Origin of the sequence: Blastococcus mobilis, assembly GCF_900188025.1 — a bacterium.
In the GTDB taxonomy this organism is placed as follows: Bacteria; Actinomycetota; Actinomycetes; order Mycobacteriales; family Geodermatophilaceae; genus Blastococcus_B; species Blastococcus_B mobilis.
Genome location: NZ_FZNO01000002.1, coordinates 164,298 through 185,637, shown reverse-complemented (window position 1 = coordinate 185,637; position 21,340 = coordinate 164,298). Strand labels below are relative to the sequence as shown.

The 21,340-nt window shown below is 73.1% G+C and carries 22 protein-coding genes; 11 read left to right on the top strand and 11 right to left on the bottom strand.

Annotated elements, in window-relative coordinates; genetic code table 11:
* Nucleotides 1-22: 22 nt before the first annotated feature.
* Nucleotides 23-964 carry a helix-turn-helix domain-containing protein gene (locus CHB94_RS02645; protein WP_089335029.1) on the bottom strand — a complete coding sequence of 314 codons (942 nt, stop codon included), beginning with the start codon at nt 962-964 and terminating at the stop codon, nt 23-25.
* Between the two features lie 290 nt (nt 965-1,254).
* Here CHB94_RS02645 and ctaD point away from each other — a divergent pair, with 290 nt between their 5' ends.
* Entirely contained in the window at nt 1,255-3,015 is a 1,761-nt protein-coding gene (gene ctaD, locus CHB94_RS02640) for an aa3-type cytochrome oxidase subunit I (RefSeq protein WP_089335028.1), read from the top strand.
* Nucleotides 3,016-3,232: 217 nt separating this feature from the next.
* Here the strand turns inward: ctaD and CHB94_RS02635 are convergent, their stop codons facing one another.
* Nucleotides 3,233-3,919, bottom strand: a complete 687-nt coding sequence (locus CHB94_RS02635; RefSeq protein ID WP_176445378.1) for an MBL fold metallo-hydrolase — start codon at nt 3,917-3,919, stop codon at nt 3,233-3,235.
* Nucleotides 3,920-4,096: 177 nt separating this feature from the next.
* Between CHB94_RS02635 and CHB94_RS02630 the strand changes: the two genes are divergently transcribed.
* Entirely contained in the window at nt 4,097-4,687 is a 591-nt protein-coding gene (locus tag CHB94_RS02630; RefSeq protein WP_089335026.1) for an HhH-GPD-type base excision DNA repair protein, read from the top strand.
* A 110-nt stretch (nt 4,688-4,797) separates the two neighbouring features.
* Nucleotides 4,798-5,130 (top strand): DUF3099 domain-containing protein, encoded by a 333-nt coding sequence (locus CHB94_RS02625; protein WP_089335154.1) that lies wholly within the window; start codon nt 4,798-4,800, stop codon nt 5,128-5,130.
* A 15-nt stretch (nt 5,131-5,145) separates the two neighbouring features.
* Here the strand turns inward: CHB94_RS02625 and CHB94_RS02620 are convergent, their stop codons facing one another.
* On the bottom strand, nt 5,146-6,030 hold the full coding sequence (locus tag CHB94_RS02620) for a carbohydrate kinase family protein (RefSeq protein ID WP_089335153.1): 885 nt from the start codon (nt 6,028-6,030) through the stop codon (nt 5,146-5,148).
* Complete coding sequence (locus CHB94_RS02615) at nt 6,027-6,911, bottom strand: pseudouridine-5'-phosphate glycosidase (protein ID WP_254920350.1); 885 nt, start codon at nt 6,909-6,911, stop codon at nt 6,027-6,029. The genes CHB94_RS02620 and CHB94_RS02615 overlap by 4 nt, the downstream gene beginning before the upstream one ends.
* A gap of 135 nt (nt 6,912-7,046) precedes the next feature.
* On the opposite strand from CHB94_RS02615, the gene CHB94_RS02610 reads away from it, so the two are divergent.
* Complete coding sequence (locus CHB94_RS02610) at nt 7,047-7,277, top strand: DUF3039 domain-containing protein (protein ID WP_089335024.1); 231 nt, start codon at nt 7,047-7,049, stop codon at nt 7,275-7,277.
* A gap of 142 nt (nt 7,278-7,419) precedes the next feature.
* Here CHB94_RS02610 and CHB94_RS02605 read toward each other — a convergent pair whose 3' ends face one another.
* The 5 genes from CHB94_RS02605 to ppgK form a co-directional block, all read right to left on the bottom strand.
* Complete coding sequence (locus CHB94_RS02605; RefSeq protein WP_254920349.1) at nt 7,420-8,535, bottom strand: YihY/virulence factor BrkB family protein; 1,116 nt, start codon at nt 8,533-8,535, stop codon at nt 7,420-7,422.
* Between the two features lie 82 nt (nt 8,536-8,617).
* Complete coding sequence (locus CHB94_RS02600; protein ID WP_254920348.1) at nt 8,618-10,642, bottom strand: VanW family protein; 2,025 nt, start codon at nt 10,640-10,642, stop codon at nt 8,618-8,620.
* Between the two features lie 163 nt (nt 10,643-10,805).
* Nucleotides 10,806-11,030: a DUF7455 domain-containing protein gene (locus CHB94_RS02595; RefSeq protein WP_089335151.1), complete on the bottom strand. Its 225-nt coding sequence runs from the start codon at nt 11,028-11,030 to the stop codon at nt 10,806-10,808.
* A 514-nt stretch (nt 11,031-11,544) separates the two neighbouring features.
* Nucleotides 11,545-12,909 (bottom strand): RNA polymerase sigma factor, encoded by a 1,365-nt coding sequence (locus CHB94_RS02590; protein WP_089335022.1) that lies wholly within the window; start codon nt 12,907-12,909, stop codon nt 11,545-11,547.
* A 357-nt stretch (nt 12,910-13,266) separates the two neighbouring features.
* Complete coding sequence (ppgK, locus tag CHB94_RS02585) at nt 13,267-14,010, bottom strand: polyphosphate--glucose phosphotransferase (protein ID WP_089335021.1); 744 nt, start codon at nt 14,008-14,010, stop codon at nt 13,267-13,269.
* A gap of 55 nt (nt 14,011-14,065) precedes the next feature.
* On the opposite strand from ppgK, the gene CHB94_RS02580 reads away from it, so the two are divergent.
* Nucleotides 14,066-14,896: an inositol monophosphatase family protein gene (locus CHB94_RS02580; protein ID WP_254920347.1), complete on the top strand. Its 831-nt coding sequence runs from the start codon at nt 14,066-14,068 to the stop codon at nt 14,894-14,896.
* A 24-nt stretch (nt 14,897-14,920) separates the two neighbouring features.
* On the opposite strand, the gene CHB94_RS02575 is transcribed toward CHB94_RS02580, so the two are convergent.
* Both CHB94_RS02575 and CHB94_RS02570 read right to left on the bottom strand, forming a co-directional pair.
* Nucleotides 14,921-15,457, bottom strand: coding sequence for a LytR C-terminal domain-containing protein (locus CHB94_RS02575; RefSeq protein WP_089335150.1), 537 nt, complete (start codon nt 15,455-15,457; stop codon nt 14,921-14,923).
* Nucleotides 15,458-15,579: 122 nt separating this feature from the next.
* Entirely contained in the window at nt 15,580-16,626 is a 1,047-nt protein-coding gene (locus CHB94_RS02570) for a phosphotransferase family protein (protein ID WP_089335019.1), read from the bottom strand.
* 355 nt (nt 16,627-16,981) lie between these two features.
* Between CHB94_RS02570 and CHB94_RS02565 the strand changes: the two genes are divergently transcribed.
* The 6 genes from CHB94_RS02565 to CHB94_RS02540 all read left to right on the top strand — a co-directional run bounded on the left by CHB94_RS02565 (nt 16,982) and on the right by CHB94_RS02540 (nt 21,339).
* A complete protein-coding gene (locus CHB94_RS02565; protein WP_089335018.1) occupies nt 16,982-17,284 on the top strand; it encodes a DUF4193 domain-containing protein in 303 nt (100 codons plus the stop codon).
* A gap of 186 nt (nt 17,285-17,470) precedes the next feature.
* Nucleotides 17,471-18,376: a hypothetical protein gene (locus tag CHB94_RS02560; RefSeq protein WP_089335017.1), complete on the top strand. Its 906-nt coding sequence runs from the start codon at nt 17,471-17,473 to the stop codon at nt 18,374-18,376.
* Nucleotides 18,377-18,421: 45 nt separating this feature from the next.
* Nucleotides 18,422-18,937 (top strand): dUTP diphosphatase, encoded by a 516-nt coding sequence (gene dut, locus CHB94_RS02555; RefSeq protein ID WP_176445377.1) that lies wholly within the window; start codon nt 18,422-18,424, stop codon nt 18,935-18,937.
* Nucleotide 18,938: 1 nt separating this feature from the next.
* Nucleotides 18,939-19,661: a DUF3710 domain-containing protein gene (locus tag CHB94_RS02550; RefSeq protein WP_089335016.1), complete on the top strand. Its 723-nt coding sequence runs from the start codon at nt 18,939-18,941 to the stop codon at nt 19,659-19,661.
* Nucleotides 19,662-20,034: 373 nt separating this feature from the next.
* On the top strand, nt 20,035-20,412 hold the full coding sequence (locus tag CHB94_RS02545; RefSeq protein WP_089335015.1) for an OB-fold nucleic acid binding domain-containing protein: 378 nt from the start codon (nt 20,035-20,037) through the stop codon (nt 20,410-20,412).
* Between the two features lie 66 nt (nt 20,413-20,478).
* Nucleotides 20,479-21,339 carry a DUF3159 domain-containing protein gene (locus tag CHB94_RS02540; protein WP_089335014.1) on the top strand — a complete coding sequence of 287 codons (861 nt, stop codon included), beginning with the start codon at nt 20,479-20,481 and terminating at the stop codon, nt 21,337-21,339.
* Nucleotide 21,340 lies beyond the last annotated feature (1 nt).

Here is a 21,340-nt window from a genome sequence, read left to right as displayed (position 1 = left end):
ATTCAACCGGGCGGCGTGTCGACTACGACCCGGGGCAGACGGCCTGCGTCGTCCCGGACGAACCGGTGGCGCTGCGACCGGTGTGCACGGCACTCCGGAACGCGCCGGGGCTGGTGCCGGTGTGCTGGGCGAAGAACTTGCCGAAGTTGGTCGCGCTGGAGAACCCCAGCCGGGCGGCGATCCGCGCCGCCGGCCAGTCGGTGTGCGCGAGCATCCGCTTGGCCTCCAGGGCGACCCGTCGGTCGATGAAGGCCTTCGCTCCCAGCCCGGTCACCGCCTGGGTGGCGCGGGTGAGGGTCCGCGGTGCGAAGCCGAGAAGCCGGGCGTAGTCCTCGACGCGGTGCGTGCACGGGAAGTGCTGCTCCACCGCGTCGCGGAAGCGGGCGTAGGCGTCGTTGGGGTCGTGCGCCGAACCGTCGTCCCGAGTGGCCACGTGCACGAGGCGGATCACCAACACGGCGAGCAGGTGGCGGAGCAGTTGCATGTGCACGTCGGCGGGCAGTCCGCCGAAAGCGGAGTACTCGCGGCCGAGGTGGCGGACGGCCAGGTCGAGCGCTCGGCGGTCCTCCTCGTCCGTCGGCAGGACGACCGGCCCGTGGCGGCCGTCCGCACGCGCCAGGGTCGCGGTCCCGGGGTCGAGCTCCTCCGGTTCGAAGAGCACGAGCGTGCCTTCCGCCTGCTCCAGGTCGCGCCACTGGAGCACCTGGCCGGGGCGGATCCACAGCCACATCCCGGGCTCCACGTGGTGGTCGGTGAAGTCGACGGTGCTCCGCAGGCTGCCGGCGGTGACGGCGAGGACGGAGTGGAACGCCGGCCGCTGCGGGCGGGCGAGCACGTCCGCGGGAACCCGCGAGCGCAGGTCGGCCAGGGACATGACCTCCCCGCCGGCCGGCCAGTTCGGCCGTGGCGAGAAGAGGGCCTCGGGGACCGGCTCCGACCGCGCCTGTCCGAATCTGACCACCATCAGTCGCCACGGTACCTGGAAGGCGCCTGGTCAGCCGCCTAGCGTCGGGGTGGTCGCCAGCAGCCGGTCGAGGGCGTGGACGACGTTGTGGACCACCTTCGTGACGTGGGGAGCAGGCGTGGCGGTCAGGGGGAGGGCGCGACGGCCGCTCGGCCCGATCGCGACAGCGGACGGCCAGCCGTCCGGAGCAGGGACGTCGAGGGGGCCCTGAGCGCGGAGCGCAGCACACCGAGTCCCCACCGGCCCGACAGCGTGCCGGACCGACCCAGCGCACCGTCTGAGAGCTCGTGATGACCGCACTCGCACCGCACCCGATCGTCAGCCGTCCCAGCTCGGTGAACCGGGCGCGGAAGGGCTCGCGACTCTCGTACCTGCTCCGGACGACGGACCACAAGACGATCGGCCTGATGTACCTGGTCACGTCGTTCACGTGGTTCCTGCTGGGCGGGCTGATGGCGCTGCTCATGCGCGGCGAGCTGGCGCAGCCGGGCCTGCAGTACCTGTCGGCCGAGCAGTACAACCAGCTGTTCACCATGCACGGCACGGTGATGCTGCTGTTGTTCGCGACGCCGCTGTTCTTCGCGTTCGGCAACCTGATCGTGCCGCTGCAGATCGGGGCGCCGGATGTCGCGTTCCCGAGGCTGAACGCCTTCTCCTACTGGCTGTTCCTCTTCGGCAGCCTGATCGTGCTCGCCGGGTTCCTGACCCCGGGCGGCGCACCGGACTTCGGGTGGACCGCGTACCCGCCGCTCTCGCTGGAGGTGCACTCGCCCGGCGTCGGCGGGGACCTGTGGATCAGCGGCCTCGCCGTCACCGGGCTGGGCACCATCCTGGGGGCGGTCAACTTCATCACGACCATCGTCTGCCTGCGCGCCCCCGGCATGACGATGTTCCGGATGCCGGTCTTCACCTGGAACACCCTGGTGACCAGCCTGCTGGCACTGCTGGCCTTCCCGATCCTGACCGCTGCGCTGGTTGCGCTGCTGGCCGACCGGAACCTCGGCTCGCTGATCTACTCGGATGAGAACGGTGGGCCGATGCTGTGGCAGCACCTGTTCTGGTTCTTCGGCCACCCCGAGGTCTACATCATCATGCTGCCGTTCGTCGGCATCGTGACCGAGATCGTTCCGGTGTTCAGCCGCAAGCCGCTGTTCGGCTACAAGGGCATGGTCTTCGCCACCCTGGCGATCGCCGCGCTGTCCCTCGCGGTCTGGGCGCACCACATGTACGCCACCGGCGCGGTGCTGCTGCCCTTCTTCGCGTTCATGACCTATCTGATCGCGGTGCCCACCGGCATCAAGTTCTTCAACTGGACCGGCACCATGTGGCGAGGAGCGCTGACCTTCGAGGCGCCGATGCTGTTCTCGGTCGGCTTCATGGTCACCTTCCTGCTGGGCGGCCTCACCGGTGTGCTCCTGGCCACCCCGCCGATCGACTGGCACCTGCACGACACCTACTTCGTCGTCGCCCACTTCCACTACGTCGTCTTCGGCACCGTGGTGTTCGCCGCCTACGCCGGCATCTACTTCTGGTTCCCCAAGATGTGTGGCCGGATGTTGGACGAGCGGCTCGGGAAGCTGCACTTCTGGCTGACCTTCGTCGGCTTCCACGGCACCTTCCTGGTGCAGCACTGGCTCGGTGGCGAGGGCATGCCGCGCCGGTACGCCGACTACCTGCCGACCGACGGGTTCACCACCCTGAACGTGATCTCGACGATCTTCTCGTTCGTGCTCGGGGCCTCGGTCATCCCGGCGATCTACAACGTGGTGCGCTCCTGGCGGTACGGGCGGCCGGCGCTGCGTGACGACCCCTGGGGCCACGGCAGCTCCCTGGAGTGGGCGACGTCCTCGCCGCCGCCGCGGCACAACTTCGTGGCGATCCCGCCGATCCGCTCCGAGCGCCCGGCCTTCGAGGCGCACTACCCACATCTGGTCGAACGGCTGGAGCGGGAGAAGCACGCCGGCCGGCGGCACGCGGCCTATGCCGGGGTCAGTGACGTCGGTCTCACCGCCGGCGAGCGCCAGGGATCCCGTGACCCCGACCCGACCTGACGAAGACCCCCCTCCTCCCCACCCCTCGCAAGCTCGGGGCGGCGCCCTGGAGGGGGCAGCCCCGCAACCCAGGAGCGCAGTCACCGGCCGGCGCACGGCCTCAGCAGGTGCTGCCTCCCCGACCCCGCACCGAGTTCCGGGCCACGGGAGCCGGCAGCACTGGCCGACATCCGCGACGGAGTTCGCCCGGTGGCGCCGCAGGTGGCACCGTTGCTGCTCAGTGCGCGACTGTCCGGATCCCCTCGGTCCAGTGGTCGAGCCCTCGGACGGGGTAGCCGTGCGTCGAGACGATCAGCTCCGGCTGCAGCTCGGTCAGGCGCCACCGCGAGGCGACTGCGGCGTCCGGGTCGTGATGAAGCTTCTTGGGCAGGTGGAACCACCGCGGGCTCGTCGGATCCGTGGAGACGTTGACCGGCCCATCGCCCACGACAAGGGTCCGGTCGGCTGCGCGCCAGAAGGCCAGCAGGCCCGGACTGTGGCCGGGCTGGGCGACGACCTCGAATCCGGCGACGGTGTCACCTGCCCTCAGACGTCGGTCGACGCGACGCCGTCGGAGCCCGAGGGGAGCGATCAGGTACCTGCCGCCCGCATCCGCGTGGTAGGCGATGCTGCCTCCGGTCTCGAAGTCGTCCGCCTCGATCTCGCTCATGGCCAGCGGTGCGCCGGTGTGGTTGCAGAGCCATGCAGTGGACCCGACGTGGTCACCGTGAGCGTGGGTCACGACGTGTTCCACGACGTCCCGTCCGCGCAGGAAACGGGCCAGACGACGCCCCGACCAGGGCAGGCCGGCGTCCACGACCACATCGCCCCGCGGGCCCTCGAGAACCACGGTGTTGAACAGGCTGCGTGGAAAGAGCGGTCCGACGTGCACGCCGTCGGCCACCTTCCTCAGCGTGGTGGCCACAGAACCGCACCCTGCCACGGCCGCCTTCGTCTCGCTCGCCCATGCTGTCCGGGACCGATTGCTCAGCGCCCGGCGCACCGGACGTCTCATGTCGACGAGCGGCTCCGGCACGGCTGTGGGCAGCCGACGGGACGGCGAGACGTCACCGTCCGGGCGGGTACGGCAGGATCGGGGAGCGTGCCGACCCTCCGCATCGCCCAGGACGTCGCGGCCGACGGACTGCTGGGGCGCGACCCGCTGGCCCTGCTGCTCGGGATGCTGCTGGACCAGCAGTTCCCCATGGAGCGCGCCTTCGCAGCCCCCCGGCTGCTGGCCGACCGGCTCGAGGTCGAGACCCTGGACGCGGCGCAACTGGCCGCAGCGGACCCCGAGGAGCTGACCCGCGTCTTCCAGGGCCCGCCGGCCCTGCACCGCTACCCGGGTTCGATGGCCGGGCGCGCCCAGGACCTCTGCCGGCTGCTGGTCGAGCGGTACGACGGGCGGCCGGAGAACCTGTGGGCCGACGCGCCGGACGGGGCGACCCTGCTGCGGCGGCTGGGGGAACTCCCGGGATTCGGGGCCCAGAAGTCGAAGATCTTCCTCGCGCTGCTGGGCAAGCAGTACGGCGTCACGCCGGCCGGCTGGCGCGAGGCGGCGGGGGACTACGGCACCGACGGCTCGCGTCGCTCGGTCGCCGACATCACCGGCCCCGAATCGCTGGCCGAGGTCCGTGCCTTCAAGCAGGCGCAGAAGCAGGCGGCCAAGGCTCGCCAGCCGGCCGGGAAGTAGGCGACGGGGACACGAGCATCGAGCCGATCGCGGTGGCACGATGGGGCCCGGACCGGAGGAGCGACGGGGTGGTCCCCGGCAGAGCCGGCCAGCGGAGGGGATGAGTGCCCGTGGCCTCGAGCCAGCAGTTCCCACGGCCCCGCGGTCCTGAGCCGGTGCTGATCACCGAGGCCGAGCCGAGCCTGGCCGAGCAGCACGCGGCGCGGAAGAAGCGCTACGCCCTCACCATGGGTATCCGCGTGGTCTTCATCGTCCTCGCGGCGGCCTTCTACCAGATCGTCTGGCTCATGATCATCTGTGCAGTCCTCGGCACCGTGCTGCCCTGGATCGCCGTGATCATGGCCAACGACCGGCCCCCGAAGAAGAAGCTGCACGTCAACCACTACGACGCCCGCCCGGACCGCGTACTGGAGTCCCGCCCCACGCGGGTCATCGACGGCTGACCGCCGCAGGAGCCCTCACCGGGCGCCGGCTCGTCGCACCACCTCGGCCGCCCGGGCCAGTCCCGCGTCCAGCGCGACGGCCGGGTCGGCCTCGGGCGCCGCGAGCCAGGCCGCCAGGAGGCCCGCCGCGAACGCGTCGCCCGCGCCGGTGGTGTCCACGACGTCGGTGGGGTGCGCGGGCCGGTGCAGCAGGAGGTCACCGGAGGCCCACAGCGCGCCGTCGGCCCCGAGGGTCACCGCCACGATCCGGTGCCGGCGGGCCAGCGCCCGCGCCGCGTCGGATTCGTCCGTGCAGCCGGTCAGCAGGCGTGCCTCGTCGGCGTTGGGCAGCAGCAGCGTGGCGGCGGCGGTGTCGGCCAACCATCGGTCGACGCCGTAGCGGGCCAGCGGGCCGGTCGAGGCGGGATCGAGCGAGACGGTGCATCCGGCGGCGACCGCGGCCTCCAGAGCGCCGAGCCCGGCGCCGCGCGATCCCGGGTCCAGCAGGGTGTACCCCGAGAGGTGCAGGTGCCCACCGGGAGGGGGCACGGGGACGTCGTCGGGCCGCAGCTCCAGGTTCGCGCCCCGGTCGGCCAGCATGCTGCGCTGCCCGTCGGGCTCCACCAGGCTGACGATCGTGCCCGTGGCAGAGCCCGGGACGGTGCGCAGGCGGAGTGCGACGCCGGCCGCGGCGAGCTCCGCGGTCAGCCCCGCCCCCGCGGCGTCGTCACCGATGCACCCGGCCAGGAGGACCGGCGTGCCGAGCCGGGCCAGGTGCGCGGCCACGTTGGCGCCTGCACCGCCGCCGCGGCTCCGGATGGCGGCCGGCCGGTCCGAGCTCGGGGCGGGCTCCCCGGACAGCACGACGACGACGTCGGTCGCGACGTCTCCGACGACGACGACCTGCGGGCGATCGGTCAGCGGGTCACCCCCGCCAGCGCCGCCGCGATCTGGCCGGCGAGCTCGGCGTTGCGCAGCACCAACCGGACGTTGACCGCCAGGGTGGCCCCCTCGCTGGCCCGGTGCAGGTGGTCGAGCACGAAGGGCGTCACCGCCTTGCCGCGGACGCCGGCGTCCTCGGCCGCGGCGAGTGCCCCGGCGATCACCCGGTCGTGCAGGTCCGGGTCCAGCTGCTCGTCCAGGGGAAGGGGGTTGGCGACCACGACCGCGCCGGCGGCGAGGTCCCGGCGCGCGGCGAAGACGCGGGCGGCCTCCGTGGGGTCGGCTACCGACCAGTCCACGGTGGAGCCGGAGTCGGCGACGTAGAAGCCGGGAAAGGTCGTCGTCCGGTAGCCGACGACGGTGACCGACAGCGACTCGAGCCGCTCCAGCGTGGCGGGGACGTCGAGGATCGACTTCACACCGGCGCACACCACGACCAGGGAGGTGCGCGACAGCGCGGTCAGGTCGGCGGACTCGTCGAAGGTGTCCACCGACTGCCGGTGCACTCCGCCCAGGCCGCCGGTGGCGAACACCCCGATCCCGGCGGCGGCGGCCAGCAGGGCCGTGCTGGAGACGGTGGTCGCTCCGCTGAGACCCAGGGCGGCTGCGACGGGCAGGTCCCGGACGCCGAGCTTCGCCAGACCCGGGTCGGCGCAGACCCGGTCGACCTCGTCGGCGGTCAGGCCCACGTGCGGGACCCCGTCCAGGACGGCGATCGTCGCGGGCACCGCGCCACCGGCGCGGACAGCGGCCTCGACGTCGTCGGCCGCGGCGCGGTTGTCCGGGCGGGGAAGCCCGTGGGCGAGCAGCGTGCTCTCGAGGGCGACGACGGGGCGGCCGGCGTTCAGGGCCTCGGACACTTCGGGGGAGAGGACGGTATTGGCGGGACGAGCGGGAGCTGAGGGATGCACCCTGTCATCATGGATGGCCGGTGCGGCCGCCCCAGTCACCCCTCCGTGGCCGTCCCCCCGACCCGCCACCAGCAGGGAGTTCCCATGAGCAGCAGCGACATCCTCGAACGGCCGGACGTCCGCGACTCCGACACCGGCAACGCCAACGAGGTCTTCCACTACGTGCGGAAGAACAAGATCGCCGAGAGCGCGGTCATGGGGACCCTGGTCGAGGCCCTGTGCGGCGAGGTCTTCCCGGTGACCAAGAGCCCGAAGCCCGGCAGCCCGGTGTGCCCGGCCTGCAAGGAGATCTACGAGCAGCTCAAGAAGGAGTGAGCAGAGGCGCGCAGCGCCGTCGTCCCGAGTGGGCCCCGAAGGGGTCCGCGCAGGGACGACTCGACGGCTCCGAGCAAGCGGGGGACGGCACGTGGCCGCCGTGCGGTCCGGAGGACCGCAGTGTCACAGCAGGTCCGCGATGTCACAGCAGGCCGAGGCGGCGGGCCTCCTCCTGGAGCTTTGCGGCCCGTCGCTCGCGGCGCCGCCGGTCGTGGCGGCGGAGCGGGGCCGGCCATCGGGCCTGGATGGTGGCGTTGAGCTCGGCGCCCAGCAGCACGGCCATCCCGAAGAAGAAGCAGAAGAGCAGGGCGCCGATCGGCGCCGCGAGTGCGCCGTAGGGCAGCGCCGTGATCAGGATGTCCGCGATGTAGGCCCGTAGGAGCAGGGCGGCGACGAGGAAGAACGCGACGGCGAGCACCGTGCCCGGCAGATGCCGGCGCCACGGCAGCCGGTTCGGCAGCACCACGTGGTAGAAGCTGGTCAGCGCCAGGAGGAGGCCGACGAGCACCGCGGGCCAGTAGACGGCGTTCACCAGCACCGTGGCGGTCGACTGCCAGTCGGCCGGCAGGAGAGCGACGAGGACCCCGCGACCGAGCACGAGCAGCGGCAGGGTCACTACGGCCATCAGCATGCCGACGACGAACAGCCACAACGCCTTGAGCCGGGTCCGGATCGGGCCCCGCACGTCCCGCTGGTCGTAGGCGATGACGATGGTGTTCATGAACGTCGCCGTCGCCGAGGAGCCCGCCCAGAGCGAGAGCAGGAAACCCAGGCTGACGACCTCGAGACGGCCGGAACCCAGGATGTCCGAGAGCGTCGGTGCCACGAGATCGTCGACCACGTCGGAGGTGAGCACCTGGGCCGCGGCGGTGACCAGCTCGTCCTCGATCTGCCGGACCCCGTCGTCGCCGATCACCGCGCCCAGGTAACCCAGCGAGCCCAGCAGCCCGATCAACAGCGGGGGCACGGACAGGATCTGCCAGAAGGCGGCCTCGGCGGAGAGCCCCAGGATGCGGTCGTGCCAGGCCTTCGCCACCGTGTGGCCGAGTACCTGGAGCGGCACCCGCACCGGCGCCAGCCAGCCGTCCATCCGCCCGGGCCGCGTCTCGCCGTCCGCCGGTGTGTCCAGCCGGGTGGCACCAGCGGGTGAGGGATGCGTGCCACCGGCCGGGGCTGGGCCGGCGTCGACAGCGGCGTCACCGACCCTCCCGGGCACCCCGGCGTCGGCCGGGGAACCTCCGGGCAGGACGGCACTCACCCGTCCAGTGTGCACGTCCGGTCCTGCCTCGGCCGTGGCCCTGGCCGGGAGAGCGGGGCGCTGAGCTGGGCGGGGGACCGGCTCAGCCGCCCGAGGGCGTCTCCTCGGGTGCCGCCGGCGGCGCGGCCGGCGGGATGCAGCGGATCACCGGCTCGGCGGCGTAGCGGGTGCGGAAGTTCTCCCGCTTCAGTTCCGCCCCCGTGGTGAGGTCGCGGAAGACGCGGGTGACGGTGATGTCGAAACCGGTCGAACCGCTCTGCGGCTTGCAGGTGCCGTCGTCCGGCTTCTCCTGGACCACGGGGCTGCGCTGGTTGAAACGGTCGCTGCTGATCGACTGGATCTCGTACCGCTTCGTCCCGTAGAAGGTCACCGTGATCGTGCTCGGCGTCCAGGTGGTGTCGATGTAGACGCCGGTGTCGCTGTCGTTGCGCCACTCGAGGTCGATCGAGTCGTAGTAGACCGTCGCCTCCCGCCCGGCCGGGTAGCGGCTGATGTAGTAGCTGTGCGGCTTGTGGAAGACGTCCTCCAGCCCGGAGAAGAACACCGCGTTGAACATCGTGGTGGCGAACTGGCTGATCCCGCCGCCCACGGCCGTGGTGAACGTGCCGTTGTTGATGACGCCGGCCTCGACGTACCCCTGTGCCAGCCCCCGCGGGCCCGTGAAGTCGTTGAGGCTGAACGTCTCTCCCGGCATGACGACGGCGCCGTCGACCTCCTGCGCGACCACCCGGATGTTGGTCCCACTCGCGGGGTTCCCGATGTTGGTCGTGAAGCTGCCGATCTCCTCGCGGATGCCCAGCGCCTGGGCCTCCTCCGTGGTGAAGTCGGCGGGCACCGGCCCCAGCTGCGCGGTGAGCGTGCGCGGCTCCGGCGCGGTGAGCACGGGGAGCAACTGTTCGGCCAGGGTCGCCGGGGCGACGCCGGTCCCGTCGACGGAGGGCACCACGGTGACCGATCCGCCGGAGACCTCGAAGCGGGCGTCCTTCGCACCGCTGCCGAAGACGGCCAGCTCATCGCCGAGGGCCGTCTGCAGGGCGGCCGGGTCGATGTCGACCGCGAGGACGCCGTCCTCCTGGGGCGTGAAGGTGAGCGAGGCCGCGATGGCCTCCACCGACACCTCGGCCGTGTCCTCGCTGCCCTGGACGACGACCGACACCGGCGCCGACAAGGCGGGCCTGACCGTCTCCTCGAGCACCCGCTGGGCCTCGGCCTCGTCGACGTCGACCGGGGTCACCTCGACCGGCAGGTCGATCGGCGTGCTCGGGTCGGCGCCGGACTGCAGCGCTTCCAGGACGGCATCGGCGGCGCCCTCGCGATCGAGGGCACGTCCGTCGGCCGGCTCGGTCACCGAGGGCGTGGTGCCCTCGATGACGATCGAGGCGTCGACCGGCGCGCGGTCCACCTGCTCGGCCACGGCGTCGATCTGGGCGGCGAGGGCGGTCTCCTCGCCGGTGAAGGTGGGCTCGACCTCCCGGTCGCTGAAGAGGCTCACCAGCCGCGTCCAGGGGTTGAGCGGCTGGTCGTCGGCCGAGTCGATGGTGGCCTCGACGTCCAGGCTGATGCCCGCGGTGAGCGGTGAGAAGGGCGCGATCACGTCGTCGGCGCGTACCTGGTGCTCGGCGTCGACCCGCGGCGCCAGCTCCTCGTCGAGGAGCTCGGCCGCGGCCGTGGGGGACAGGCCGCCGATGTCGACGCCCGCCACGACCGTGGAGCGGGGGATGTCGCCCGAGGAGACCAGCAGGTCCGCACCGTAGGCGACGGCGAGCACGGCGAGCACGGCGACGGCGCCGACCGGCGCGAGCACCGCAGGGCGACGCCACCACGGACCACGGGAGCCGTCGCCCTGCGGTTCCTCGCCGGGCGGGGGCGGGGTGGCCGTCCCGGACGGGTCGTCCCGCAGGTGGACCGGCTCGGTCGCGGCGCCGTCCTCCGGCGCGGCGGCCGGGTCGTCCGGCGCGCCGAGCAGCCAGTCCCGGGTCACCGGGCGGGTGGCGTCGAGATCCTCGACCGACGAAGGGCGGTCCGCCGGTCCGGCCGGGGAGGGACGGCCGTCCGAGCCGTCGGCAGGCATCCGCACGGTGTCGTCGTGCACCGTGTCGTCAGGCACGGCGGGATGCTGGGGCATGGGGGAGTCCTCCGGTGTCCGTCGACCGGGAGTCCCCGGGAACGACGAAGCCGCCGGCCCTCTGTCCGCGCGAGGCGGCGTCGAGGACGCGGCGGCGTCGTCGTCGTGTGAGGCGGTCATCGCGGGCGCGACGATATCGCCTCCCTCAAGCAGTTACGCGCTGGTCGCCCTCTGTGTCGATGATGTCGACGGCGATGTCGCGAAGCTTGCTCTCGTACTCGCGAGCGTGGTGCCCGCAGAAGACGAGATCGCTGCCGCTCGCGAGCACGACGCGCACCTTGGCCAGGGCTCCACAGCGGTCGCAGTGGAACGGAACGACGAGGTCATCGGTGGGCGGGGTCGACGTCAGCGTCTGGGTCATCTGGCTCATCACTCGCTCTCTACCGCACGGACCCGCGGCTGCGGATCGGCCTCCTGCACAGCGCCAGGATGGCCCCTCGGATTCCCGTTCCCACCCGGATCATCGCGGACTCGCCGAAAGAGATGAGTCCGTAACACGCCGAGCATGGATGGAGCGGGTTCAGCAGGGGACGTCACTGGGGTGGAACCGGTGGTGCACGTGCTGGTTGTCGTCTGCCGGACCGGTGGATGACCGGGCCGACCGTGGGTCCGCTGCTGTTCTGACGTCCCCCACGCTACGCCGTCTACCCGACACGTGTCGGCGTACACCGTTCGCGACCACACCGTGACCCTTCCGGGCGATGACACCGCGCTCCTCCGGACCGCACCGCGGCCACGTGCCGTCCCCCTGCCGCGGGGAGCCGTTGCGTCGTTCCTGCGCGGACCCCTCCGGGGCCCACTCGGAACGACCAGACCTGTCGGCCTGGCTCAGGAGACGACGAGGACCCGGCACGCGATGCGTGCCGAGTCCTCGTGCGTGAGTCCTAATCCAGGTAGTCGCGCAGGACCTGGGAGCGGCTGGGGTGACGCAGCTTCGACATCGTCTTGGACTCGATCTGGCGGATCCGCTCGCGGGTGACGCCGTAGACCTGGCCGATCTCGTCCAGGGTGCGCGGCTGGCCGTCGGTGAGCCCGAAGCGCAGGCGGACGACGCCGGCCTCCCGCTCCGACAGGGTCTGCAGCACGCTGGTCAGCTGGTCCTGCATGAGGGTGAAACTCACCGCGTCGACCGCCACGACGGCTTCCGAGTCCTCGATGAAGTCGCCGAGCTGGCTGTCACCCTCGTCGCCGATGGTCTGGTCGAGGCTGATCGGCTCCCGGGCGTACTGCTGGATCTCCAGCACCTTGTCCGGGGTGATGTCCATCTCCTTGGCCAGCTCCTCCGGGGTGGGCTCGCGACCCAGGTCCTGGAGCAGCTCGCGCTGGATGCGCCCGAGCTTGTTGATGACCTCGACCATGTGCACCGGGATGCGGATGGTGCGGGCCTGGTCGGCCATGGCACGGGTGATGGCCTGGCGGATCCACCACGTGGCATACGTGGAGAACTTGTAGCCCTTGGTGTAGTCGAACTTCTCGACCGCGCGGATCAGGCCGAGGTTGCCCTCCTGGATCAGGTCCAGGAACGCCATGCCGCGTCCGGTGTAGCGCTTGGCCAGGGAGACCACGAGGCGGAGGTTGGCCTCCAGCAGGTGGTTCTTGGCGCGCTCGCCGTCGCGGACGATCCAGTTGAGGTCCCGGCGCATCTGCGGCGAGATCTTCTGGCCCTCTTCCTCGACCTGGCGCAGCCGCTCCGAGCCGTAGAGGCCGGCCTCGATCCGCTTGGCGAGGTCGACCTCCTCCTCGGCGTTGAGCAGCGCGACCTTGCCGATCTGCTTGAGGTAGGCGCGGACCGAGTCGGCCGACGCGGTGAGCTCGGCGTCCTTGCGGGCCTGCCGGAGCGCCTCGGACTCCTCCTCGTCGTCCCACTCGAAGTCGCCGCCCTCGGCGGCCTCCTCCTCGACGGGGGCCTCGACGGCGACGCCGTCGGGGCCGGCCACGACCGTCTCGTCGAGCTTGAGACCTTCCGAGCCCGCATCGATCACCGCGACGGCAGAGGCGTCGCCGGCGACGGCGGTCAGCACGGTGCCCTCACCGGCTCCCGGCGACGGGACGACGGTGGGCTTGCCCTTGGCGGCGGCCTTGGCCGGGGTCTTCTTGCGGGTGGCCGGCTGCGCGGCGGCCGTCACCGTCTTCGCCGGCTTGGCTGCCGCGGCGCTGGTCCGGGGAGCCCGGGTCCCGGCCGCGACCGTCCTGGAGCGCTTCGGGGTGCTCGCTGCGGCTGCTTCCGGTGCTGGCTGATCGGCGGGCACTCAGGGTTCCTTCCCGTGCTGGGTTCGTTCCCCGGGGGCCTTCTGGTCCCGGGCAGCGGCTCCGGACCTCGCACCGGTCCGGTGGGAAGGGTCCCCACAGGCCGGTGCGGCGTTTGACCGCCGGGCGGGCTGGGGATCCCTCCCGGGCTGGAGGGCGACGGGGTGGGGCGCTCTCATTGTAACGACGTGTTCGATGATCTCCACCGTCTCGCATCCCGGGATCGTGGCTGCGACGTGGCGTTCCGGGTGTTCGAGGCGGTGCTCACTCCTCGTGCTCCATCGGCCGGACGGGTGGGTGACTGAAGCCCGGTGCCTCGCCGGCCCCTCCAGCCTCGCCCCTCCGGGGGCGTCCACGGCTCAGTGGTCGCCGCGCTCGTGAGCGGCCAAGGCGGCCCCGACGATCCCGGCGTCGTTCTGCAGCTGGGCCGGGACGACAGGCGTGCGGGTGGAGAGCAGCGGCACCCACTTGTGTGCCTTCTTGCTCACCCCTCCGCCGACGATGATCAGATCCGGCCAGAGGCCCGCCTCCAGCACGTCGAGGTAGCGGTCGACCCGCCGCGCCCAGTCCGGGTAGCTCAGCTCCTCGCGTTCCCTCGCGGCGGCCGAGGCGCGGCGCTCGCCGTCCTCGCCGTCGACCTGGATGTGGCCGAACTCGGTGTTGGGCACCAGGTTGCCGTCGACGAACAGCGCGCTCCCGATGCCGGTGCCGAACGTCAGCATGAGGACGACGCCGGCGCGGTCCCGGCCTGCGCCATAGCGCATCTCGGCGATGCCCGCGGCGTCGGCGTCGTTGAGCGTCTCCACCGTGCCGGGGATCAACCGGTCGAGGCCGGCGTCGACGTCGGTGCCGATCCAGCTCTTCTCGACGTTGGCGGCGGTGTGGGCGACCCCGTGCTTCATGACACCCGGGAAGGTGACGCCGACCCGTCCCGTCCAGCCGAAGTGGTCGACGATCCGGCCCACCACGTCGTAGACGGGGTCGGGAAGGGAGGGCTGTGGCGTCTCGATGCGCAGCCGCTCACCGATCAGCTGGCCCTTCTCCAGGTCGACCGGGCATCCCTTGATGCCGCTGCCGCCGATGTCCACTCCGAAGCCCTGCACGTCGACAGGCTAGTGAGCCTCGGCCGGGATGTCCCTGCTGCGGCAGGATCAGCCCGTGCCCTCGTCCGCCGGAGCCGTCCCCCCCGATCCGCACGCGCTGCTGGCCCTCGCCGTCGACGTCGCCCGCGAGGCCGCCGGCGTCGTCGCCCGCGGCCGGTCGACGGCGGCCGAGCACGTCGACGTGAAGTCCAGCCCCGTGGACGTGGTGACCGCCGTCGACCGCGCCAGTGAGGAGCTCGTCGTCGCCCGTCTGCTCGATGCCCGGCCCGACGACGGCCTGCTGGGCGAGGAGGGGGCCGACCGCCGGGGCACCAGCGGGGTCCGCTGGGTGGTGGACCCCATCGACGGCACGGTCAACTTCCTCTACGACCTGCCGGCCTACGCGGTGTCCATCGCCGTGGAGATCGACGGCGAGGTCCACGCCGGGGTGGTCCTCAACGTGGCGACCGGCGAGTTGTTCACGGCGACGGCCGGGGGTGGCGCGTACCTCGCCTCCCCGGGCCGGCCGGAGCCGGTGCGGCTCACCGGCAGCCGCCCGGTCTCCCTGGAGCAGACGCTCGTGGGCACGGGTTTCGGCTACCGGGTCGAACAGCGGCGGGCGCAGGGGGCGGTGGTCGCCGAGCTCCTGCCGCGGGTGCGCGACATCCGCCGGCACGGCAGCTCGGCCCTCGACCTGTGCTCCGTGGCCGCCGGTCGCATCGACGCGTACTACGAACTGGATCTCAAGCCCTGGGACCACGCGGCCGGCGCGCTGGTCGCGGCCGAGGCAGGGCTGGTCGTCACCGGGCTGGCCGGCCGGCCCTTCGCCGAGCCGATGGCCGTCGCCGCCGCGCCGTCGATCGCCGGACCGTTCCTGGAGCTGCTGGAGGAGCTGCACGCCGCCTAGGAGGACCGTTCTGCAGGCGGGTCGTCAGCAGTCGGCTGCTGCGCTGGTCGCCGGGGCCAGCGCGGCAGCCACCTCCTCGGCGGAGGCCAGGGCGGTGAACTCCGGGCCGATGACGACGTCGACCACTGCGGTCGCTCGGGTGTCGAGGTAGTCGCCGGCCTGCGGGAGGAACAGCCGCACGTACTCCGCCGCATCGGATCCGCGGGCGCCGTGCCGGAGTTCGCCGACGCCGGTGACCTCGCGGCCGCTCGTGTCGTTGGCCACCTCCTCGACGACGAAGCCGCGGTTCTTCAGATCGGTGGCCACGGTCTGTGCGAGGCCGGCCGTGTCGGTGGCGTTGAAGACGCGGAGAGTGATCGAGGCCGGGTCCAGGGTGGTGGGGGGTGCCTCCTCGGAGGCCGAGGCGCACGCCTCGGCCTCCCGCTCAACCTGTTGCGTCTCCTGCCGCAGCACGTACCACCAGACGCCGAGAGCGGCCAGGGCGAGCACCAGCAGGAAGATCAGCGGCGGCAGTGGGCGGCGGCCGCTCCGGGGGCGCACCGGGGGGCGGTCGGTACGCATCGTCACGGTCACTCCTCGGCGAGACCCGGCGGTCCGCCTCCGGCCGAGGGGCCCGACAGGGCCGCGGCCGGCGGCGTGCCGGGAGGGGGCGGTCGGCAGGAGTTTAGGGGCGCGAGGGGGTCCTAGATCGCACCGTCGTCCAGCGCGGCGCGTCCCAGTTCGACACACGGGTCGATGCGCTCGGCGTACCCCGAGGTGTCCTTGCCCGCCATGGCACCGGCCGCGGAGCGGGCGACGATGCCGGCGATGATCGCCGCGAACTTGAAGAAGGCGAACCCGACGTACCAGTTGAGGTCGGAGAGGTCCGCGCCGGTGCGTCGCGCGTAGCGCTCCGCGACCTCCGACCGGGTCGGGAAACCGGGCAGCGTGGTCACGGGGCTCAGCGTCGACGGCCGCTCCTCACCGGGCTCCGGCCAGTAGACGAACATCATCCCGATGTCGGTGAGCGGGTCGCCCAGCGTGGACATCTCCCAGTCGAGGACCGCCCGGATCCGACCGGGCTCGGCCGGGTCGAGCAGACAGTTGTCCAGCCGGTAGTCACCGTGGACGATGCTCGACCGCTGCGTGGAGGGCACGGTCTCGGCCAGGCGGGCGGCCAGTGCATCCAGGCCGGGGCGGTCCCGGTCGCGCGTGGCGTCCCACTGCTTGGTCCAGCGCCGGACCTGGCGGGCGGCGAACCCCTCCGGCCGGCCGAAGTCGGCCAGCCCCACCGCCTCGTAGTCGACCGAGTGCAGGTCGGCCAGCACGTCGATGAGCCCTTCGCCGACCGCGCGGCGCTGAGCGGGCTCGTCGGCGTAGCCGGCCGGGAACTCCCGGACCACGTGCACGCCGACCACCCGCTCCATCACGTAGAACGGTGCGCCGAGGACCGAGTCGTCGGTGCACAGGTGCAGCGTGCGGGGGACCGGGACGTCGGTCGAGCCGAGCGCGGAGATGACCCGGTGCTCGCGGGCCATGTCGTGCGCGGTGGCCAGCACCGCCCCCGTCGGCGGCCGCCGCAGGATCACCGCGTCGTCCGCAGTGCCGCCCTCCGGCGTCACCACATAGGTGAGGTTCGACATGCCCGCCGCGATGAGCTCGATGTCCACCGAGCGCCAGCGCTGGTCGTTCAGGGCGGAGGCGAGGTACGGCCCGACGACGGCTGGATCAGCACCCACAGGAGTCGACACGGCGGCAGGGTAACCTCTGGCGCTCCGCGGCCAGGGGGTCCGCACGGAATTCGTTTCCGGAGGCGGGCACAAACCGGGGCCGCGCCGCGTTGGGGGGCTCGCCGGTCCATCCCACCCACCGTCCAATCGACGGTGGGAGGGGGTCCGGCCCGGACAGGAACCGGTCGCCCCCCGTACCCGCGGAAGCCGGCACCGGACCTGTCCCGGAGCAGCACCGGTACCGGGAGCCCAGCAGCGGGCTGCCGGTTCCCGATCCACCGGTCGCCACCGCGACCGGCCAGGACGACGGCGCTCACCCTGCGCCGCGTCAGACGAGCGGGCACGACACCCGCGAGAACAGAGGGAGGGGCACCCCATGGCCACCGACTACGACGCCCCACGCCGCAACGAGGCCGACGAGCTGGGTGAGGACTCGCTCGAGGAGCTCAAGGCGCGACGGGCCGAGGCGCAGTCCGCCTCGGTCGACGTCGACGAGACCGACTTCAACGAGAACCTGGAGCTCCCGGGCGCCGACCTGTCCGGTGAGGAGCTCACCGTGCGCGTCCTGCCCAAGCAGGAGGACGAGTTCACCTGCTCGCGGTGCTTCCTGGTGCAGCACCGCAGCCGGCTCGCGGCGACCAAGGGCGACCAGCTCTACTGCCGGGACTGCGCAGCCTGATAAAGGACCCCCCTGCCCCCCGCCACTCGCAGGCTCGCGGCGGGACCCTGCAGGGGGGCCGCCCCTGCCCCCGCCACGCGGACTGGCGGCGGGACCCTGCAGGGGGCCCCCGTCCTCCCCACCCTTCGCAGGCGCAGGGTGGGCGGACGGGGCCGAGAAAGGGCATCCGACCGAGGAGGGCGACCGATGGCTGATCACTCGGCGCGGACCGGTGCGCCACGGGACGTCCCGCCGCCGCGTCCGGTGGCGTCCCCTCCGCCGGTTGCCGAGGACACCGGCCTCGGCCGGGCGGCGCGTGCCGTCGCCGAGGCGGTCGCCGGCCTGGTCGGCACTGCCGCCGGTCGCCCCGACGAGCCGGTCGGCACGGCGCGTCGGCCGGCGGCATCCGGCCTGCGGGACGTCGTGGGCGCCGTGGCCGGAGCCGTGGGCGCGGCGTTCCGGCCGGAACGGGAGGCCGCGACGCCACCGGCCGGCGCCGCGTCTCCCGGGGACCGGTCTCCGGGGGCGCTCCTCAGCGAGCTGCTGTCGGCCGCAGCTCCGCGGTTGCCCATCCGCGACCGCGCGCGACTCCGGCAGGCTCATCCCGGCGCCTCCGACGCCGAGATCGCCGACGCGCTCGTCGCCCGGGCGGCGCGGTCGACCGCCACGATCGGGGCGGCCGGCGGGGGGCTCTCGGCGGCGCACTGGTTCGCACCGCCGTCGCTGCTCGCGTTGCCGCTCGAGCTCGGGGCCGAGACGGTGCTCGTCGCCGGCGTCGAGATCGTGCTGATCGGCGAGCTGCACGAGCTGTACGGCCGCCCCGCGGCCGGTGACGCACGCGCCCGGGCCGGCGCCTACCTGGCCAGCTGGTCGGCGCAGCGGTCGATCGACCGCGCCGGGGTCGCGGGCATCAGCTCGCTGCTCGGCGGACCGGGGATGCGGGCGCTGCAGCGGAGGATGACCCGCAGGGTGGCCCGCGCCGTCCCGACCGCGGCCCCGTTCCTGGTCGGTGCCGCTTTGGCCGGACGGATCAACCGCCGGGCCACGGAGACCCTCGCCGAGCAGGTGCTGGCCGACCTGCGTGCGACCCCTCCGCTCGACCCGGACGCCTGACCCGGGCGCCGCGCGCCCACCCGGTCCGCGGCTAGGGTCGCCGACGTGCCCGAGTCCCCCCTCCCGCAGCTGGACGTCCCGGTCCGCCTGACCTCGCCGGAGGACGTCCCGCCGCGCTATGCCCTCCCAGGCGACGCGGGCGCCGATCTCTCCCTCGCCGAGGACGTCGACCTGGCTCCCTTCCAGCGCGCGCTCGTCGGCACGGGGGTGGCCGTCGCCATCCCCGAGGGGTACGCCGGATTCGTGCACCCGCGGTCGGGCCTGGCCCATCGGCTCGGCCTCAGCCTCGTCAACGCGCCCGGGACCATCGACGCCGGTTACCGGGGGGAGATCAAGGTCAACTTGATCAATCTCGACCCGACCACCCCACTCCACCTGCGGCGTGGGGACCGCGTCGCGCAGCTCGTCGTCCAGCCGGTGGTGCGGGCCCGTTTCGTGCGGGTCGACGAGCTCCCGGACACCGAGCGGGGCACTGGTGGTCACGGTTCGACCGGGGGTCACGGGGCGACGGTGACAGTGGCTGACGACGGGGCTGCAGCGACTCGGGAAAGGCAGGCCTGACATGCCGTTCGGACGGCGGCGCAACCGGATCGACCGCAGCCTGCGCGAGCGGGGCGTTCCCCCGGAGCCGCAGCACCGGGAGCGGGAGGTGGCGGAGACCACGGGGCCGTGGGACGCCGCGGACGCGCCCCAGGACGGCGTGCCGCGCATCGACCTCGGCTCCATCCGCCTGCCCGCGATCACGGGCACCGACCTGCGGGTCGAGCTGAACCAGCAGCAGAAGGTCATCGGGGCGACGTTGCGCTCGGGTGACTCGCTCCTGCAGGTGTCGGCGTTCGCGGCGCCGCGGGCCGGTGGCATCTGGGACGGCGTCCGCGAGGACCTAGCCAGGAGCGCCTCGGGCCAGGGCGGTTCGCTGCGGGAGGTCGAGGGCCCGTTCGGCCCCGAGCTGGCCGGCACCATCGTCGCGGCCCCCCCCGCGCAGCCCGGCCAGGCCACTGCGCCCCAGCCGGTGCGCCGGCCCGCGCGGTTCCTCGGCGTCGACGGCCCCCGCTGGTTCCTGCGCGGGCTCATCACCGGCCCGGCGGCCGAGAGCCCCGAGGCGGCGGCGGTCCTGGAGGCGGCCTTTCGCGGCATCGTCGTCGTCCGGGGGGCCGACCCCATGCCGGTCCGCGAGCAGCTCCCGCTGACGCTGCCCCCGCAGGCGGCCGCGCAGCTGGCCCAGCAGCAGCAGGCGGCGGTCCGTCCGCCGGCCACCCGGCCGGCGACACCACCGGCAGGGTGACCTCCGCGCCGAGCGCCTGCGAGCTAGGGGACATCGGCACGCCCGCGGTCGCGAACGCCGTACGCTGGGACCGGTGACCGAGCGTGCGAGGTCACGCAGGGGGCACAGCACGTCGGCACGTGCCGACGAGCGCCAGCGAGGAGGGCCCGTGACCGAGCTTGCGAGGTCACGCAGGGGGCACAGCACGTCGGCACGTGCCGACGAGCGCCAGCGAGGAGGGCCCGTGACCGAGCTTGCGAGGTCACGCAGGGGGCACAGCACGTCGGCACGTGCCGACGAGCGCCAGCGAGGAGGGCCCGTGACCGAGCTTGCGAGGTCACGCAGGGGGCACAGCACGTCGGCACGTGCCGACGAGCGCCAGCGAGGAGGGCACGTGACCGAGACCCGATCACCCGGTTGGTTGTCCCGCACCCTGCAGCGGCTCACCGCGGACGACCAGACCATCGACGCGCAGGAGCTGCGTGCCGAGTCGGCCAGCGCCGGTTGCGAGCCGGTGGGGTCCTGCCGCAAGGGCGCCGTCGTGACCGTGACCGGCCGGCTCAAGTCGGTCGTCTACACCCCGCGCGAGACCGTCCCGACGCTGGAGGCCGAGCTCTTCGACGGCTCCGGGTCGGTCACCCTCGTCTGGCTCGGCCGCCGCCGGATCGCCGGCATCGAGCCGGGCCGTACCCTCACCGCCCGTGGCCGGTTCGCCGCCTTCGACGGCAAGCGGGTCATCTACAACCCTTGGTACGAGCTCGGCGCCGGCTGATCCGCCCGACGACATGGACACCGCCCGGGGAAGGTCCCGGCGACCGAAGGACCGGGGGAGTGGGCGATGAGTGCACCGGGGGACCGGGCAGAGGGGCCGGCGCCCACGGCCCCTGATCCCGGCGGGGAACCGGCGGACGCGCCGCTGACCTTCGACCGCCACCTCGTGCTCGAGCAGCTGGGCGGCTGGCGCGGCATGGTGGACGCCTCTCTCCCGACCGTCGCCTTCATCGTGGCGAACTCCCTGGGCGGACTGCGCACCGGCGTCTGGTCGGCGCTCGGCGCGGCGCTCCTGGTGTTCCTGCTCCGGCTCCTCCGCCGCGAGAGCGTGCAGCAGGCGGTCAGCGGGCTGTTCGCCGTCGGCGTCGCGGTCGCCATCGCCGCGGCTTCCGGGCAGGCCCGGGACTACTTCGTGCTGGGCATCGTGCGCAACGCCGCCCTCGGCGGCGTGCTGCTCGCCTCCATCGCGTTCCGGCGCCCCCTGGTGGGGGTCGTGGCGGAGTTCCTGGCCCCCAGCCACCTCGGCGCCATGGCAGGCCACTCGCTGCCGCTGCTGCGTGGGCGGATCGACCGGGCCCGCGCCACCCTGCACCCCGGTGCGGCACAGGACGCCGTCGAGCCGGCCGGCGGCCGCCGCGACCCGGACCCCGAACCCGAACGGCACTGGCGCGACGACCCGCGGATGCTGCGGGCCTACAGCTGGCTGACGGTGCTGTGGGGCGGGGTGTTCGCCATCCGCGCGTTCGTGCAGTGGGTGCTGTACCGGATGTCGGAGGACGACGTCACCGTCCTGGGCACCGTGTCCCTGCTGCTCGGGCTCCCGGTCACCGCCGTCGAGATCGTCATCACGCTCTGGGTGGTCTCCCGGCTGCACCGCCACCGCAGCGCCGACCTGCGCGGAGTGCGGAGGCGGCGCCCCGCGGCGTGAC